We start from the raw sequence: 15395 nt of genomic DNA on the forward strand, positions 1-15395 counted from the left end.
TGAGTACGCGTTCCTGCTGTTGGTCTTGCCCTTAACTAGCGCTGTGACAAGCATTCTCCACCGAAGAAGGCAAGCGAGACCGGCAACTGCGCCTTATTTTCTTACAAAAAACCCGATCCTTGCTGATATTCAGTCGAGGATCGGGTTTCTTTTGCTTATTTTACGATGGCTAAGAAGTCTTCTCCTTGCAAGACATCGGTTTGATTCATATCCATCACATCTAAATATTGCGGGGTATTCGTCACAACGATTGGTGTAATCGTGGATAAGCCGGCAGCTTTGATCGTATCTAGATCAAACTTCACCAACAAATCACCGCGTTTGACTTGATCGTCTTGTTTAACAAAGACCTCAAAGCCTTTGCCATCTAGCTCCACGGTATCCATACCAATATGCATCAAGACTTCTGCTCCATCCGTGGTGGTCAAACCAACAGCATGGCCGGTAGGAAAGAGCGTCGTGATGGTGCCATCTGCCGGCGCATACAAAGCCCCGACGGTCGGTTCGATGGCGATGCCTTTTCCTAATGCACCAGAAGAAAAGACTTGGTCTTTGACTTCTGCTAAGGGAACCACTTTGCCTTCTAACGGACTACTGAGGATCACTCGTTCTTTAGACGAACTATCTGTGGGTACTGCTGGCTCTTTCGCTGATGTTGCACTGGCATCGGTTGCTGGCTGATCTTCAAAACGTAAGAAGAAGGTCAAGACAAACGCGGCGCCAAAAGCGATAGCCGTGCCGATCGAAGCTGCGATCAGACCACTTAGATCTTTCGTATCTTGTGGGATAAAGGAAGGAAGACTTAGTAAGCTGACTAACCCAAAGGTATAGTTTTCGACTTGGCTGAAGCCGATGAAGGCTCCCCCGATGGCACCACTGATACACGCGGCGATAAATGGTTTTTTCAATGGCAAGGTTACCCCATACACCGTCGGTTCTGTGATCCCAAAAATTGAGGTGATCGTTGAAGAAAGGGCCAAGCCTTTCAATTTCACATTTTTTGTCATAAAGAACACTGCTAGCGCTGCACCACCTTGAGAAAGGACAGCTGGCAACAGCATTGGTACCATGGTATCGACACCGGTTTGACTGAGATTCAACATGATGATCGGCACAAAGCCCCAGTGCATGCCAAACATCACAAAGACTTGCCATAAACCACCCATAACAGCACCAGCGATCAGTGGGCTGAAGTGGTAAATGCTGTCGTAAGCACTACCTAACAAGTTTCCTAAAATCGTTCCTAGTGGACCGACGACAATAAAGGTCAATGGCGCCATGATCAAGAAGACCGCTAAAGGTACACAGATGATCTGTAAGAAGCTAGGAATGACTTTTTTAAAGAAACGCTCCACATAGCTTTGTAAAAAGACCGCTAAAATAATCGGAATGACTGAAGACGTATAAGCACTAGCACCAATAATGACCGGTAGTCCTAAGAAACTCAAGGTTTGTCCAGCCAAAGCGGTAATGTCTGGATGAACCAACGCCATCGCTAAGGAAACCGCTAGAAATTCATTGGTGCGAAACTTTTTCGCTGCAGTAAAAGCCAACATCACTGGTAAATAGGTAAACAACCCATCGGCAATCGCATACAATACGGTGTAGACCCCAGAATCAGCTGCTAACCAATTCAAGGTGACTGCCAGCGTCAAGAAGCCTTTTAAGACCCCGGCACCTGCCATTGCGCCTAAAAACGGCGTGAAGATCGACGAAATAATATCCACCAGTTGATTCAACAGGTTGCCTTTGTCGCCTTTGCTATCTGCTTCACCATCGAAGTTCGCTACTCCATTCAATTCACGGTAAACGTCGCTGACATGACTGCCGATCACCACTTGGTATTGTCCGCCGCTTTGAACGACTTGGATCACGTCATCGTCTTGATTCAAGCGTGCCGTATCCGCTTTGTTCTCATCTTTTAATTTGAAACGCAAGCGGGTCGCACAATGCACCACGCTATTGACATTTTCTTTGCCGCCCACCGCATCGAGGACGCGAACGGCAATTTCTTTATTTGAACTCATTTTTTCAACACTCCTTTTTTAATAAAAAAACCCAGATTGAAAAAACGACCGTCCAACGAGTCTTTTCCTCGCTGACTGTTGTCTTTTCAATCTGGGTATTGCCTGCCTGACAGTAACAATCCGTTAATGATTGAATGTTAATTGGTTTGATCATTGACGACACGTTCGATATGGATCGTTAAGTAGATCATTTCTGATTCACCGATCGATTTGTCGTAGGTTTTGATCAAATATTCGTTGATCCGTTGGACCGTTTGAAACGCTTTAGGGTACTTCGATTGCACAAGGGCAAATAAAAATTCATCTTTTCCCCCCGAAAGTTCATCGCTTAAATAGCGCTGCGCAAAATACTGTAAATGCGTGGTGATCCGTTGATAGTTCAAGGAATCTGGGTTAAAGACTCGTCCATAAAAACGACTGATGATCGCCAGTACGTCACGAACGATCTCTACCGCTTGCATCGTGGTTTCCATCGTACCATTTGCTTGTTCGCTATTGACGATATGAAAGGCGATAAAGCCAATTTCCGATTCCGGCAATGAAATCCCGAAGACTTTTTCAAAATAAGCAACGGCATCTGCTGCAACCGCATACTCTTTCGGATAAAATTTGCGGGTCTCAAACAACAATGGATTCGGCAGCTCAATGCCTTCACGTGCCCGAACTAGCGCATAATGGATATGATCGGTCAGTGTCAAATAAATATTTGGCGACAGCTCGATCCCCAATGACGCTTCTGCATCATCCACCACTTGCTTGACGGCTTCGACTTCTTCCACAGGAATGTCTGAAAACAATTGCTGAAACTGATTTGCGGTAAACGTATCCTTTAACACAAATTCTTTTTCGACAAAGGCTTCATCCACTGGATCGCCGACCTTTTTCTTAAACGCAATGCCACGACCCATATAGATCACTTCCTGACCGGCATCATTGGTCGAGATGACGACATTATTATTTAATATTTTCCCAATAACCATCGTTTTCCCTCACTCCAAAATAAAAAAACCTAGAATCTCCCCATTAGCGCGCTACGGTCAATTCTGGTTTTGCCTGCCGAACAGTAACAATCCTTGTAACTGAAAGAATAATAACACACCCCTGTGGCAGATGCAACCCTTTTCAATCAGAATTTCTGCAACGTGCTTTTCCTTTGTTATACCATTGAACAATTCTCCTTGCAACATCCTTCACTATCTAAATTGAGTTGTTTTTTAATAAAAAAAGGAATGGCTCAGCTGCAGCCATTCCTAATGTATCAGAGTTGCTTTCTTTGCTGTCCCATGCGCCGCTCTTTCATAGCCGTGCCTAACGTACCATAGGTGAAGACCGCGATCCCCAGCCAAATAAACGCAAAGGCGGAAAATTGGGCCAGTGAATAGGTTTCGTGAAACAAAAAGATGGCCAACAAAAGCATGATCGTCGGATTGACGTATTGAATAAACCCAAGCGTAATGTAAGAAACATTTTTCGCTGCTTCCGCAAACAGCAACAACGGAATAGCCGTCACGATCCCGGCACCCATCAATAAGAGATTGGTTTGCAAGGGATAATTCATAAAGCCGACGGTTGAAAACCCTAAAATATACACGAGCGCAAAGGGAAAAATCACCATCGTCTCGATCGTTAACCCAGTGACGGAACTAATAGGGATTCTTTTTTTGATCAAGCCATACGTACTAAAGGAAAAGGCCATGATCAGTGAGGCATAAGGAATCGTTCCTGTTTGAATCGACAATAAGATTACCCCGATACTTGCCAACAGACACGCCAGCATGCCAGTACGACTAAGTCGTTCCCTCAAAAAAACGGTTGCTAACAAGACATTGACTAGCGGATTGATGTAATAGCCTAAGCTGGCTTGCATCACGTGGCCCGCACTCACCGCGAAGATAAAAGTGAACCAGTTGATGGAAATCAGCACAGACGCTAAAACGATCAGTCCAGCAAATGCTTTGTTCTTCCACAGCAGACGCGCTTCTTGTAAAAATTGCGTTTTCTTCCCGGAAAGCACGATAAACAACACCATAAAAACAAAGGACCACACGATTCGGTAGCACATCGTGGCTAACGGGGAAACCCCAACGATTATTTTCCAATATAGTGTGACCAAGCCCCATAATACATAGGCAGACAACCCAAAATAAACGCCTTTATTCTTCATTTTCTCCCTGATTTTTTTCCATGAAAGCAAGTCTTTCCTGAAAAAAAATACTCCTCCTAAACCATAAGTTATCTTATTATATCGAATTTTTTGGTTTTTCATAGAGTTTCATGAAATAAATCAAGAAAAGCACCCTTCAAAGAAAGGTGCCCCTCTTTATTCCAACGGTTCTTCCGTACCTTCCAGCCACACGGCTTCTGGTTTCTGATCACGAATCAAAAATAGCCCCGTTGCAAACAGCAGTCCAGAAGCGATCGTCATCAATAAGAAAGAAACATTCATCCCATGAAGCAACGCACTCGTTCCTGTTAAGGTCGTGCTTTTTTGCGCCACACTATTCATGATCCCGACAAATAATGCTGTCCCGATGGCGCCTGCCACAGTCCGCAAAGAAGTCAATAACGCTGTTCCATGCGCCGTCAGTTGCGGCGGAATATTTTTATTTCCCCACGTCACGAAGGGCATCAACAAACAGCCTGTGGCGGCACAGCGCAGCATGTTCAAAACCACTGCTACCCAAATACCCGTGTGCATATGGATAAAATACATGCCGATGTTGCTCAAGACCAGTGAGCCGCCGCCAAAAAGCGTCAACAGACGGATGCCGACTTTGTCATAGATTCGCCCAGCCACGGGACTTAAGAAAGCCGAGACCAGAGAGCCTGGCAAAACGACTAATCCCGAGATCGTCGCTGATTTGCCTAAAATCGACTGCACGTATAGCGGCATCAGCATCGCCGAACCCATCAAGACCAAGTAAAGCATGATACTGCCAAAGACACTGATGGCATACTCTTTTGTTTTTAAGACCCGCAGATCCAAAAATGGAGTTTCCGCTCTTAACTGACGGAAGACAAAGAAGATCCCTGCTACCAAACCGAGCCCTAAGGTTCCTAAAACGGGTAAGCTGAAAAAGCCATAGCTGCCGATATTGCCAAAGCCTAAAGTAATCCCACCAAAGGCGAAGGCACTCAAAACAAAAGAGGTCTGATCAAATTTGCTGTTGCTTACTGGCAACACATCATCAAAAACCTTTATGGCCCAAATCAGTGAAATCAAAACAATCACGGCAACGATATAAAAAATCGCATGCCAGTTCAAGCGGTCCACGATCACCCCAGCAAGAGTCGGTGCGATCACGGGTGCCGCGGTGATCGATAGTCCATACCAGCCCATCACGACACCAATACGATTGATCGGATAGATCGATAAGAGAATCACTTGCGCCATTGCTGTCAAGATTCCATTGCCTACGGCCTGCAAAATACGAGCAAGCATCATGACTAGAAAATTGGGAGCTGCAGCACAAAGCAGCAAGCCCACCAACGCAATTCCTAAGGCAGCGAGATACAGCTTTTTGGTTGGCACACGATTCATAAGATATGCCGTCAAGGGCATAACGATCGCCATCGCCAAGGAATAACCGCTAGTCAGCCATTGTCCCGTAGTGACGGAAATCTGCAGGTCAGTGACGATGGCGGGTAAAGCCGTCGTCAAGGCGGTCGCCAACATGGATACGGCAATACATGTAATCATTAAATTAATAAAAATCAGCGTCCGCTGACGTTCCGTTCGTTGGACTGTTTCACTCAATCAACGTCCGCCTCCTTCTCAAGATAAAACTGTTCGATTTTTGCTAAGGCTTGACCAAAGGCTTGTTTTTCTTCTGCCGTCAAATAGGTCAGCATTTCTTGGTGCGCCTTGCTACGTTTTTCTTTCATTCGCTGTGCCTCTTCCTTGCCTGCTTCCGTCAGCGAAATCAGATGGATGCGTTTATCTTTCGGATCGACTTCTTTTTGGATCAGCCCTTTTTCAGCCAGTTTTTTTAGTAGTTCGCCAGTGGATGTCGAGCGAATCGCTAAATACGCGGCGAGATCTTTTTGGGTCAACGTCCCTTTTTCGTCCAATACCAGTAGGCAATTGAACTGTCCCCGACCTGGCATAAAACGCCCATATTTTTGTTCCGCATACCGCCGATTTAATTTATACACTTCAAACAATCGTTCCACGATTTCTTGTTCGGAAACCATCGACCTTCAGCTCCTTTCGCCTCTTCACTATTTAGATAGGTACCTAGTTAAAAGTCCGCTCTCCATTTTACATAGGTACCTATCTATTGTCAAGAAAGGATTGACATTGAGAGCGGATGCAGCAACCAAAAACGAAAAAAGCATTGAAACTTACGCTTCAATACTTTCCTCGTGGTTCTTTTTCTCCGCAAACTCTGCCAGCAGTTGCCGAACTTCATCCGTTGATTTGGTATTCATCAATTTTGCTCGCAAATCACTGGCTCCTGGGAAGCCTTTGACATAGATTTTAAAGAAACGATGCAATCCTGCGATCGAGCGTGGCACCATTTTGGCGTAATGATCCTGCAAGTCTAATTGCAGCTGTAGCAAGCCTAATAGCTCTTCTGAGGTATGCTCTTTCGGTTCTTTTTCAAAGGCATAGGGATTCTTGAAAATACCCCGACCGATCATGATTCCGTCTACGCCATATTTTTCTGCTAGCTCTAAACCTTTGGTACGATCAGGGATATCGCCGTTGATCGTCAGCTTCGTTTGTGGGGCGATTCGGTCCCGCAAGGCCACCACTTCAGGAATCAATTCCCAATGGGCATCGACCTTGCTCATTTCTTTGCGGGTTCGTAAATGGATCGAAAGGTTAGCGATATCTTGTTGCAGGACATGGGTCAACCAGGCTTCCATTTCCCCTAGTTCGGTATAGCCCAAACGCGTCTTGACGCTGACCGGCAAGCCGCCAGCTTTGGCTGCTTGGATCAGCTCAGCAGCAACTTCTGGTCGCAAGATTAAGCCGCTGCCTTTGCCTCGTCCGGCAACGTTTGGCACTGGACAGCCCATATTTAAGTCAATCCCTTTAAAGCCCATCTCGGCTAATCCGATACTCATTTCACGGAAATACTCTGGCTTGTCTCCCCAAATGTGGGCTACCATCGGTTGCTCATCTTCGGTGAAGACTAAACGTCCCCGCACACTGTCGCGTCCTTCTGGATGACAGTAACTATCGGAGTTGGTAAATTCCGTAAAGAAAACATCTGGTGCGCCGGCAGCTTGAACGACATGCCGAAAAACGACATCGGTGACATCTTCCATTGGTGCTAGAATAAAAAAAGGCTTCGGCAATTCAGCCCAAAAATTTGTTGTCATGATTTACGCTCCATTTCTTTGTCCAAGGATCTTATTTTATGACCCCACTTGCAAAACAAACCCCATTATACTAAGAATGCGTCAAAGAAGCAAAAGAGCAAGACGACACCCGCCGGTGCTTCGCCTTGCTCTTTTGCAACAGACGCTTAATACTGCCGAATAACTGGCGGTTCATAGGCTTGAATAAAGGCTTCAAGTTCATTCGTTGTTTGCGCAAAACCGATTTTTTCGCGATCGGCCTGCGTCAAGAACTCATTTTCCACCATGTTGTCATACAAGGCTCTCGTTGCGCGGTAAAAGTTGTTCACATCATAAAAAGCACAAGGATTCGGGTTTTGACCGATTCTTGACCACGAGATCATCTCCGTGATTTCTTCCAGCGTCCCGGGACCACCTGGCAGTGCGACAAACGCCTGCGACAATTCGAACATTTTTCGTTTTCTTTCTGACATCGTCTCGACGACATGGAGTTCGGTCAATCCAGGATGTGCTAGTTCCCGATCTTTTAAAAAGGTTGGGATCACCCCGATCACCTGACCGCCATTTTCTAAGACAGCATCTGCCAGCACGCCCATCAAGCCCGCTTTTCCGCCGCCATAGACCAGCGTATTTTGCCGTGAAGCGATCCACTGCCCCAATTCTTGGGCGGCTGTTGCAAAACTAGGTTCATTACCGACACTGGCACCACAATAGACTGCAATTTTCATAAAACTCTCCATCATCCTTCTCAATCATTTTGAAATAGTATATCATGATTCTGATAAAGGTTCTGGGAAAGGATGGAAAAAAAATTATGAACATTGAGGAATATCAACGACTTATCAGTGACTTCTACAAATCCCGCAACTGGTATCAATATGATCCGTTTATTCGGGCGAATTTTTTAGCAGAAGAAGTCGGGGAAGTGAGCCGTGCCATTCGGACATTGGAGATTGGCCGTGACCGTCCCGATGAACAAGAAGGCTTGCCGGAAGAAAAACTGGCAAATCTGACGGAAGAATTGGGCGATGTACTGGATAACTTATTTATTCTCGCCGATAAATACGATATTTCTCTGGAAACAATCATGCAAAAACACAAAGAAAAGCTTTTGTCTCGCTATCAAATGAACCAAGAGACAGAAAAAAACAGCTAACGGGCTACTTGTTGCGTAACGGGCAGCGGCAAAGGTTGCTTTTCCCAAATACAAAAAACCAACGTTTCTGTGGTCAATCGGCCAGTGAAACGTTGATTTTCTTCTATTATATAAAAAGTTGGTTCTCCTTTTTATATAATAGAAGGTGTTTATTGTGCCATTTGCTCTACCAGTTCTTCCAAACCAGTCAAGGCTTGGTAGCCGTAGCCAAAGAGATAATTGTAGTCCATGCTGTAGACTTGTTTGTTTTCGATGGCTTTCATGCTAGAGAGTTTGTCGTTTTTGTATAAGCCTTCAATGATTTCTTGACCGGAAACACTGCCTTCGATCGTTGACCAGTCGCCGACGATCAAGACATCGGGATCCGTTTCGATCAAAGTTTCGACACTGACTTCCCCTGAATAGTCTTGAAACACATTGTTCAGTTTGATCATATCAAAGTTGCTATTGAAAAAAGACTCATCTTGAGCGGCATAGACACTGACAACACTAGGATCAGACATAAAGAGATGGGCAAAGGTTTGCTCTTCTTTGTCTGCTACTTTTTCTTCCAAGGCACTCTGACGATCCTTTAATTCTTTTTCAAAAGCAGCGGCTGCCTCAGGGACATTGAAGAGCTTACCAAGGTTTTCAATGTCTTGATAAACAGAATCAAACGTCGCCCCAGTGACAGAGGTTTCTTGGACATAAGTCGGAATGCCCATCTCGTTCAAGGAATCAACGGTGCCAACGCCCCAATCTTGGTTATCGAAAAGTCCCCCGCGGCCAAAAATCAAATCTGGATCCACACTTAAGGCTGTTTCTTTACTGATATAGTCGCTGCCCAGGTCGTTGAGTTCTGCGTAATCAGCAGCAACTTCCTCATCAGCGGCACCAAAGGTTGCACCGACACCCGCAATCTGATCCTTGAGGCCGAGATGCAGCAGCAATTCCGCTGCTGGTCGTGTGTTGGCAACGACTTTTTTTGGTGCCTCATTAAAGGTTTGATCCTTGGCGGTCCATTGCGTGCCGCCTTCTGCTTTGGTGTAGTTGCTGATGGTTAAGGGATACGTACTTTCTGCCTGTGAGGAAGAAGCCGAAGTTCCTTCATCCTTCGTATTGCCGCAAGCGCTTAATGTAAAAACTGCCAATCCTACCCCAATCATTTTTCCCCATTTATTCATCTGTTTGCTCCTTTTCAAAATAATAATGAAACCCTAATCCGCCTGTGATCGGATGATGGTAAATACTGCATTTCACGCCATAGATTTCTTCGATCAGTTCCTCTGTCAGCAGCGTTTCTGGTTCGCCATAACCTATGACCCGCCCATCTTTTAAGGCATAGATAATGTCGCAATAGTTGGCAGCTTGTTCCAAATTATGCAGCGCCGCCAACAAGCCAATCTTCAGATGTTTGACGGTCTCTAAGATTTCCAGCTGGTAACGGATATCCAAATGATTGGTCGGCTCATCGAGAATCATAAATTTCGGTTCTTGGGTGATGGCACGAGCAAGGACGACCCGCTGTTTTTCGCCTCCTGATAATGAGAGGTAGCTGCGTTTTCTGTAGGCACTTAGCCCTGTTTTGGCTAAGGCTTCGGTGACCAGTTCATGGTCGGCTTTGGTGTCTTGTTCCAACAACCCCTTGTGGGGGGTGCGGCCTAAAAGCACCATCTGTTCTACTGTTAAATCAAAGCTCAACTCATTGAATTGACTGACGACGCTGACTTGCTGGGCGACTTTTTTTTCGGAACTTTTCAAAATATTCATCTTACCCAGATAAATTTCGCCGCTGTCTGGTTTCAACGTTTTGTAGATGGCTTTTAACAACGTGGACTTCCCACTGCCATTAGACCCAATCAAACCGACAAATTGCCCTTGTGCGGTTTGGACGGAGATGTCTTTTAGAATCTGCTGATCCCCGATCGTCAGATTGAGCTTTTCAACTGCCAATTTCATCTCGTCACCCCCCAAAGTTGTATTGTCGTTTGACAATGATATAGATAAAGATCGGTGCGCCAATCAGCGCTGTAATGATCCCGATCGGCAGTTCGACTCCTTGCAGGGTCGAGCGGGCGATCACATCCGCCCAAATCAAAAACAACGCGCCTGTCAAAGCGGTCAAAGGCATCAACAGGCGATGATCCGAGCCGCTGACTCCACGTACGATATGAGGAATGATCAAGCCGACAAAGCCGATCATCCCAGAATTCGCAACGATGATACTAGTTAATAGCGCTGCTAGCAGCATGTAAAAACGCCGATAGAAGGTCAGCTTGACCCCTAAGGTGGAAGCAACTTCATCCCCCAGCAAAAGCGTATTCAAAACACGGTATTGCGTCAGGAAGAACAGCGTGATCAAAGAAACCAGAACCACGATAAAGCCCAATTTGTTCCAAGAAGCCGAGGCTAAGCTGCCCATCGACCAAAACGCTACGGTCTTCATCCCTTCTGCATTGCTAGCCAGATAGATGATCAAGTTTGAAACAGAGCTACATAAGGCACTGACGATCGTCCCCGACAGCACAAGTTTTGTGGAAGTCATTTTCCCACCAATACTGGCAAGCAGCAGCACCAAAATAGTCGCAATCCCCGCTCCTGCAAAGGCGCCAAACGATAAGCCCAGCTGCAAGACTAGCGCCGAGCCGCCAAAACCGACTAAGATGGCAAAGGTCGCCCCTAAGGATGCGCCGGAAGAGATTCCTAGGATATAGGGATCTGCCAGCGGATTTTGGACCACTGCCTGCATCACTGCCCCGCTGATCGCTAACCCCATCCCCACAAAAATAGAAAGCAAGACCCGCGGTGCCCGAACAAACCAGACGATATTGATGTTTGCGTCTGAAATGCCTGAAAGATCACCAACCAACCCGTGGCTGATTTTATAGAAGAGAATTTGGTAAACTTCGCCAAGGGTGATATTGGCTTGGCCGTTTGCCAAAGCAACTCCTGCAGATAAGAGAATGGCGACAACTAAAACACAGCAAATGATTGTCGACACCATCCAACGATTTGATTTAATCAACCCTACCGACATGTGATTCTCCTTTATTCAGCACGAACTCCTCTGATTTCACAGCAAAAACAACCTGAGTGTTGCCTCGCCGCCATCATAAAAGAAGCATCTGTGCGTTTTTTCGCTTATAAAAGTTCTTCTCATGAAAAGCGCCAAAGCCATGTGCTACTTTGACATCTATTTGCAAATGAGAATCACTCTCAATGAATAGAGTCATTATAAGGAACCTTTTGTGAAATGTAAATAATTTTCTGAAAATTTCCTTAAATAAGAGTTATTCTAATGTTCGGGATTGATTGGGCATTTTCCTTTCCATTGACCTATCGAAAACACGGTATCCGTGAAGAAGCAAATTCTTCGGCAAAATAATCCAGTTTTTTTAATGATGAAAAAAGACAGACTTCATTTCGTACGAAGTCTGTCTCCAGTCTGAAGCCTATGCTTAGGCAGGCTTTTTCTTGCTAGCTTCCCTTTGTTAGCACGTGAAACCTATGCGTTGCCAAGGATTTGCTGATTCAACGAAATCATCTCCAAAAGACCTTGAGCGGCTTCACTGCCTTTATTGCCGGCTTTGGTTCCCGCTCGTTCAACGGCTTGTTCAATCGTTTCAGTCGTCAATACACCAAACATGATCGGAATGTCGGCATTCAGACCAATTTGGGCTACGCCTTTCGCCACTTCATTTGAGATCAATTCATAGTGGGTCGTTGCTCCGCGAATCAAGGCACCTAATGTCACGATCCCATCGTATTGTTTGTGGTCAACGATTTTTTTGGTAATATACGGAATCTCATAAGCACCTGGTACCCAATACACATCGATGTTTTCTGCTTTGACTCCATGACGCACCAAATTGTCTTTGGCGCCTTCCACTAACTTGGAAGTGATAAACTCGTTGAATCGTGAAACCACGATCCCTACTTTGACTGCCTCTCCCTGAAACGTTCCTTCAAATACTGTCATCGCTCATTCTCCTTTGGTTGATTAAATAGATAGGTAATGGTGAAACTTTTCTTTCTTCGTTTTCAAATAGCTGCTGTTTTCTTTATGCACAGGCATCTCCAGCGGTACCCGTGCTACTACCTTGATCCCTAAGCTTTCTAATTCCTTCACCTTGTCAGGGTTGTTGGTCATCAGTTGAATCTCCTGCACTTCTAAGGAACGTAAAACATCGGCAGCAAACGTGTAATGACGGGCATCTGCTGCAAACCCTAATGCAATATTTGCTTCATACGTATCCATGCCTTGTTCCTGCAGCTGATAGGCACGGAGCTTGTTCCGCAAGCCAATACCGCGGCCTTCTTGGCGTAGATACAAAATCGCACCGCGGCCTTTTGCTTCGATCTGCCGCATCGCTTCTTGCAGCTGTTCGCCACAATCACAGCGATGAGAGCCGAAGACGTCGCCTGTTAAACACTCTGAATGGATCCGTAGTAACAGCGGCTCGGTAGTATGTTGAATCTCGCCTTTGGCTAGTAAAAGGTGTTCATTGCCGAATTCATCTTCAAATAAGGTCAATTGGAACGCCCCATAAGCCGTTGGCAGATCCACCGTGATAGGTGCAGTTCCTCGTAGATATTCCGCCAACTCATCAATGGTCAAAAACGGCAGCTGCCATTTTTCTGCTAATTTTTTCAATTCTGGGACCCGAGCCATTGTGCCATCTTCATTTAAAATCTCACAAATGTAGGCTGCTTCCACGCTGCCAGCAAGCTTTGCTAAATCCACAGCCGCTTCTGTATGTCCTCTGCGTTCCAACACGCCGCCAGGTTGAGCGGTCAATGGGAAGATATGGCCAGGGCGATAAAAATCCGCAGCCTGTGACGCAGGATCAGCCAACTTTTCAATCGTCACTGCCCGGTCTTTCGCAGAAATTCCCGTACTCGTCATAACGTGATCGACACTGATGGTAAACGCGGTACCAAAGGCATCCGTATTATTGGCGGTCATCTCAGGCAACGCCAGCTTTTCAGCGATCGCTTGTGAGAGGGGTGCACAGATCAAACCGCGGCCATAAGTCGCCATAAAATTGACGGCTTCTGGCGTTGCGTATTCAGCGATCCCAATCAAATCTCCTTCTGATTCCCGATTTTCATCATCGGCGACAATCACTAAGCCGCCTTTTTTTAGCCATTCCACTGCTTGTTCTACTTTATGCATCGTCTGCCTTCTTTCATTTTCGTTGGTATTTGACATATTTCCCAATCATATCCGTCTCGATATTGACCCACTCCCCTTGTTTCAACTGCCCCAGTGTCGTCTGGTCTTTGGAATGGGGAATCAAGCTAACGGAAAAGGCCTGTGCCGTCGTCTGGGTGACCGTCAAACTGACGCCATTGATCGCAATTGACCCTTGCGGAATGATTTCTCCTTGCACACTGGCGGGGTAAGCAAATGTCAAGATCAAGGCATTTTCCAACTGCTTTTTCTGGATCAAACGAGTCGTTACATTGATGTGGCCTGCGATAAAGTGGCCTTCAAACCGCTGCGTTGCTGCCATCGCTCGCTCCAAATTGACTTCGGCACCCACCGAGAGTTGTTTAAAGGTCGTTCGTTGAAAGGTTTCCGGCATGATATCCACCGTAAACGTCGTCGCTTGTTTGGCGATCGCCGTCAAACACGTCCCGTTGATCGCCATGCTGTCTCCGATCTGGTAATCCGCCAGCAAGCCTTCCGACGCACTGCAGGTTAGCTGGATCGTGCGGCTTTGCTTGCGGATCTCTTTGATGCGGCCTTTTTCCTGAATCAATCCTGTGAACATTTCTCTTGTCTCCTTCCTCGGATGCAAACATCTTCCCCAACTGCCGTCACCGTCACCTCTGTTAGCTGCTGCAGCTGTTTCGGGGTACGTTCACTGGCAAAACTAGCGAGACTATTGCCCCCAAGAAACTTTGGCGCCACATAGGTAATGCTTTCTTGCCACAGTCCGCTGGCTAAAAAGGCATCATGGATCGCAGCGCCTCCCTCCACGTAAAGCGATTGGACCTGTCGTGTGGCAAGCTCCTTCAACAATGCAGCGATCGTCAATTCTTCCAGTTGGATCACTGAGACATGCGCTGGCAAATCATTGACAGCTGCCTGCTGCGTAAAAACCCACACAGGTGCCGAATCGTCGGCAAACAGTGCCAGTTGGGGTTGCGACAGCGTTCGTCCCCGACGGTCTACCACGATGCGAATCGGCGGAAAGCTGGTTTCAATCGTGGTCAATAAGGTGGGATCATCCGTCAACACCGTCTGACTGCCCACTAAGATCCCTTGGTAGTCCCCACGTTCTTGATGAACGTTTTGCCAAACCCCTGAACCAGTGATCGCACTGCGGGTTAACGCATCATGAGCGATCCGACCATCTAAAGTGATCGCTTGCTTCAATGCCACGTAAGGTCGCTGATGCTGATGGTAAAAATTATAGTGTGGATTCAAATGGCGCACTTCTGTTTCTTCGATACCCACCAACACTTCGATGCCCTGATTTTCTAAAAAGCGCTTGCCTTGTCCAGCCACGATCGGGTTAGGGTCTAACTGGCCGACAACTACTTTTTTGATGCCGCTGTCGATGATCAGCTGGGTGCAAGGCGGCTGTTTTCCTTGATGGTTGCAAGGTTCTAACGTCACGTATAAAGTCGAATTGATTAGGTCTTCGGAGGAATGGCATTGTTCGATGGCGTTTCGTTCCGCATGGGGCTGCCCATAGACTAAGTGAGCCCCTTTGGCAATGACCCGTTGCTCTTTGACGATCACAGCGCCCACTAGCGGATTGGTAAAGGTTTGGTAACGCCCTTTTTTGGCTTCTGCGATCGCCAAACGCATGTATTCGTTATGCATCTTCCTTCCTCCTTTCAATAAAAAAATGCCTCGTGAGAATCTCACGAGGCATAGACAAACAAGACCGGCAAAAAATCAGTTTTAG

Annotated in this window: 15 protein-coding genes; 1 reads left to right on the plus strand and 14 read right to left on the minus strand. The window is 46.3% G+C overall.

Annotation, left to right across the window (positions count from 1 at the left end; genetic code table 11):
• Nucleotides 1–155: 155 nt before the first annotated feature.
• From IGI92_RS15330 to IGI92_RS15360, 7 genes are all read right to left on the minus strand, one after another.
• Complete coding sequence (locus IGI92_RS15330) at nt 156–2027, minus strand: beta-glucoside-specific PTS transporter subunit IIABC (protein WP_016620311.1); 1872 nt, start codon at nt 2025–2027, stop codon at nt 156–158.
• Between the two features lie 137 nt (nt 2028–2164).
• Complete coding sequence (gene licT / locus IGI92_RS15335) at nt 2165–3007, minus strand: BglG family transcription antiterminator LicT (protein ID WP_430607320.1); 843 nt, start codon at nt 3005–3007, stop codon at nt 2165–2167.
• Between the two features lie 278 nt (nt 3008–3285).
• Nucleotides 3286–4191 (minus strand): EamA family transporter RarD, encoded by a 906-nt coding sequence (gene rarD / locus IGI92_RS15340; RefSeq protein WP_430607322.1) that lies wholly within the window; start codon nt 4189–4191, stop codon nt 3286–3288.
• Between the two features lie 156 nt (nt 4192–4347).
• Nucleotides 4348–5784: an MDR family MFS transporter gene (locus IGI92_RS15345; RefSeq protein WP_430607324.1), complete on the minus strand. Its 1437-nt coding sequence runs from the start codon at nt 5782–5784 to the stop codon at nt 4348–4350.
• Nucleotides 5781–6221: a MarR family winged helix-turn-helix transcriptional regulator gene (locus IGI92_RS15350; RefSeq protein ID WP_086316644.1), complete on the minus strand. Its 441-nt coding sequence runs from the start codon at nt 6219–6221 to the stop codon at nt 5781–5783. The genes IGI92_RS15345 and IGI92_RS15350 overlap by 4 nt, the downstream gene beginning before the upstream one ends.
• A gap of 150 nt (nt 6222–6371) precedes the next feature.
• Nucleotides 6372–7358 (minus strand): tRNA dihydrouridine synthase, encoded by a 987-nt coding sequence (locus IGI92_RS15355; protein ID WP_005230648.1) that lies wholly within the window; start codon nt 7356–7358, stop codon nt 6372–6374.
• Between the two features lie 146 nt (nt 7359–7504).
• Nucleotides 7505–8065 carry a TIGR00730 family Rossman fold protein gene (locus IGI92_RS15360; protein WP_087664537.1) on the minus strand — a complete coding sequence of 187 codons (561 nt, stop codon included), beginning with the start codon at nt 8063–8065 and terminating at the stop codon, nt 7505–7507.
• 86 nt (nt 8066–8151) lie between these two features.
• Between IGI92_RS15360 and IGI92_RS15365 the strand changes: the two genes are divergently transcribed.
• Nucleotides 8152–8493, plus strand: a complete 342-nt coding sequence (locus IGI92_RS15365; protein ID WP_429975066.1) for a MazG nucleotide pyrophosphohydrolase domain-containing protein — start codon at nt 8152–8154, stop codon at nt 8491–8493.
• Between the two features lie 149 nt (nt 8494–8642).
• Here IGI92_RS15365 and IGI92_RS15370 read toward each other — a convergent pair whose 3' ends face one another.
• From IGI92_RS15370 to ribD, 7 genes are all read right to left on the minus strand, one after another.
• Nucleotides 8643–9656, minus strand: coding sequence for an ABC transporter substrate-binding protein (locus tag IGI92_RS15370; protein ID WP_430607327.1), 1014 nt, complete (start codon nt 9654–9656; stop codon nt 8643–8645).
• Nucleotides 9649–10431 carry an ABC transporter ATP-binding protein gene (locus IGI92_RS15375; RefSeq protein ID WP_430607328.1) on the minus strand — a complete coding sequence of 261 codons (783 nt, stop codon included), beginning with the start codon at nt 10429–10431 and terminating at the stop codon, nt 9649–9651. Before IGI92_RS15375 ends, IGI92_RS15370 begins: the two co-directional genes overlap by 8 nt.
• A 4-nt stretch (nt 10432–10435) precedes the next feature.
• On the minus strand, nt 10436–11509 hold the full coding sequence (locus IGI92_RS15380; RefSeq protein WP_005233272.1) for a FecCD family ABC transporter permease: 1074 nt from the start codon (nt 11507–11509) through the stop codon (nt 10436–10438).
• Nucleotides 11510–11977: 468 nt separating this feature from the next.
• On the minus strand, nt 11978–12451 hold the full coding sequence (gene ribH, locus IGI92_RS15385; RefSeq protein WP_005233264.1) for a 6,7-dimethyl-8-ribityllumazine synthase: 474 nt from the start codon (nt 12449–12451) through the stop codon (nt 11978–11980).
• A gap of 21 nt (nt 12452–12472) precedes the next feature.
• Nucleotides 12473–13684, minus strand: a complete 1212-nt coding sequence (ribB, locus tag IGI92_RS15390) for a 3,4-dihydroxy-2-butanone-4-phosphate synthase (protein WP_430607331.1) — start codon at nt 13682–13684, stop codon at nt 12473–12475.
• Nucleotides 13662–14249 carry a riboflavin synthase gene (locus IGI92_RS15395; protein ID WP_430607332.1) on the minus strand — a complete coding sequence of 196 codons (588 nt, stop codon included), beginning with the start codon at nt 14247–14249 and terminating at the stop codon, nt 13662–13664. The genes ribB and IGI92_RS15395 overlap by 23 nt, the downstream gene beginning before the upstream one ends.
• Entirely contained in the window at nt 14234–15310 is a 1077-nt protein-coding gene (gene ribD, locus IGI92_RS15400; RefSeq protein ID WP_430607335.1) for a bifunctional diaminohydroxyphosphoribosylaminopyrimidine deaminase/5-amino-6-(5-phosphoribosylamino)uracil reductase RibD, read from the minus strand. Before ribD ends, IGI92_RS15395 begins: the two co-directional genes overlap by 16 nt.
• Nucleotides 15311–15395 lie beyond the last annotated feature (85 nt).

This window comes from Enterococcus sp. DIV2379, assembly GCF_050542965.1.
Classification (GTDB): Bacteria; Bacillota; Bacilli; order Lactobacillales; family Enterococcaceae; genus Enterococcus_D; species Enterococcus_D entomosocium.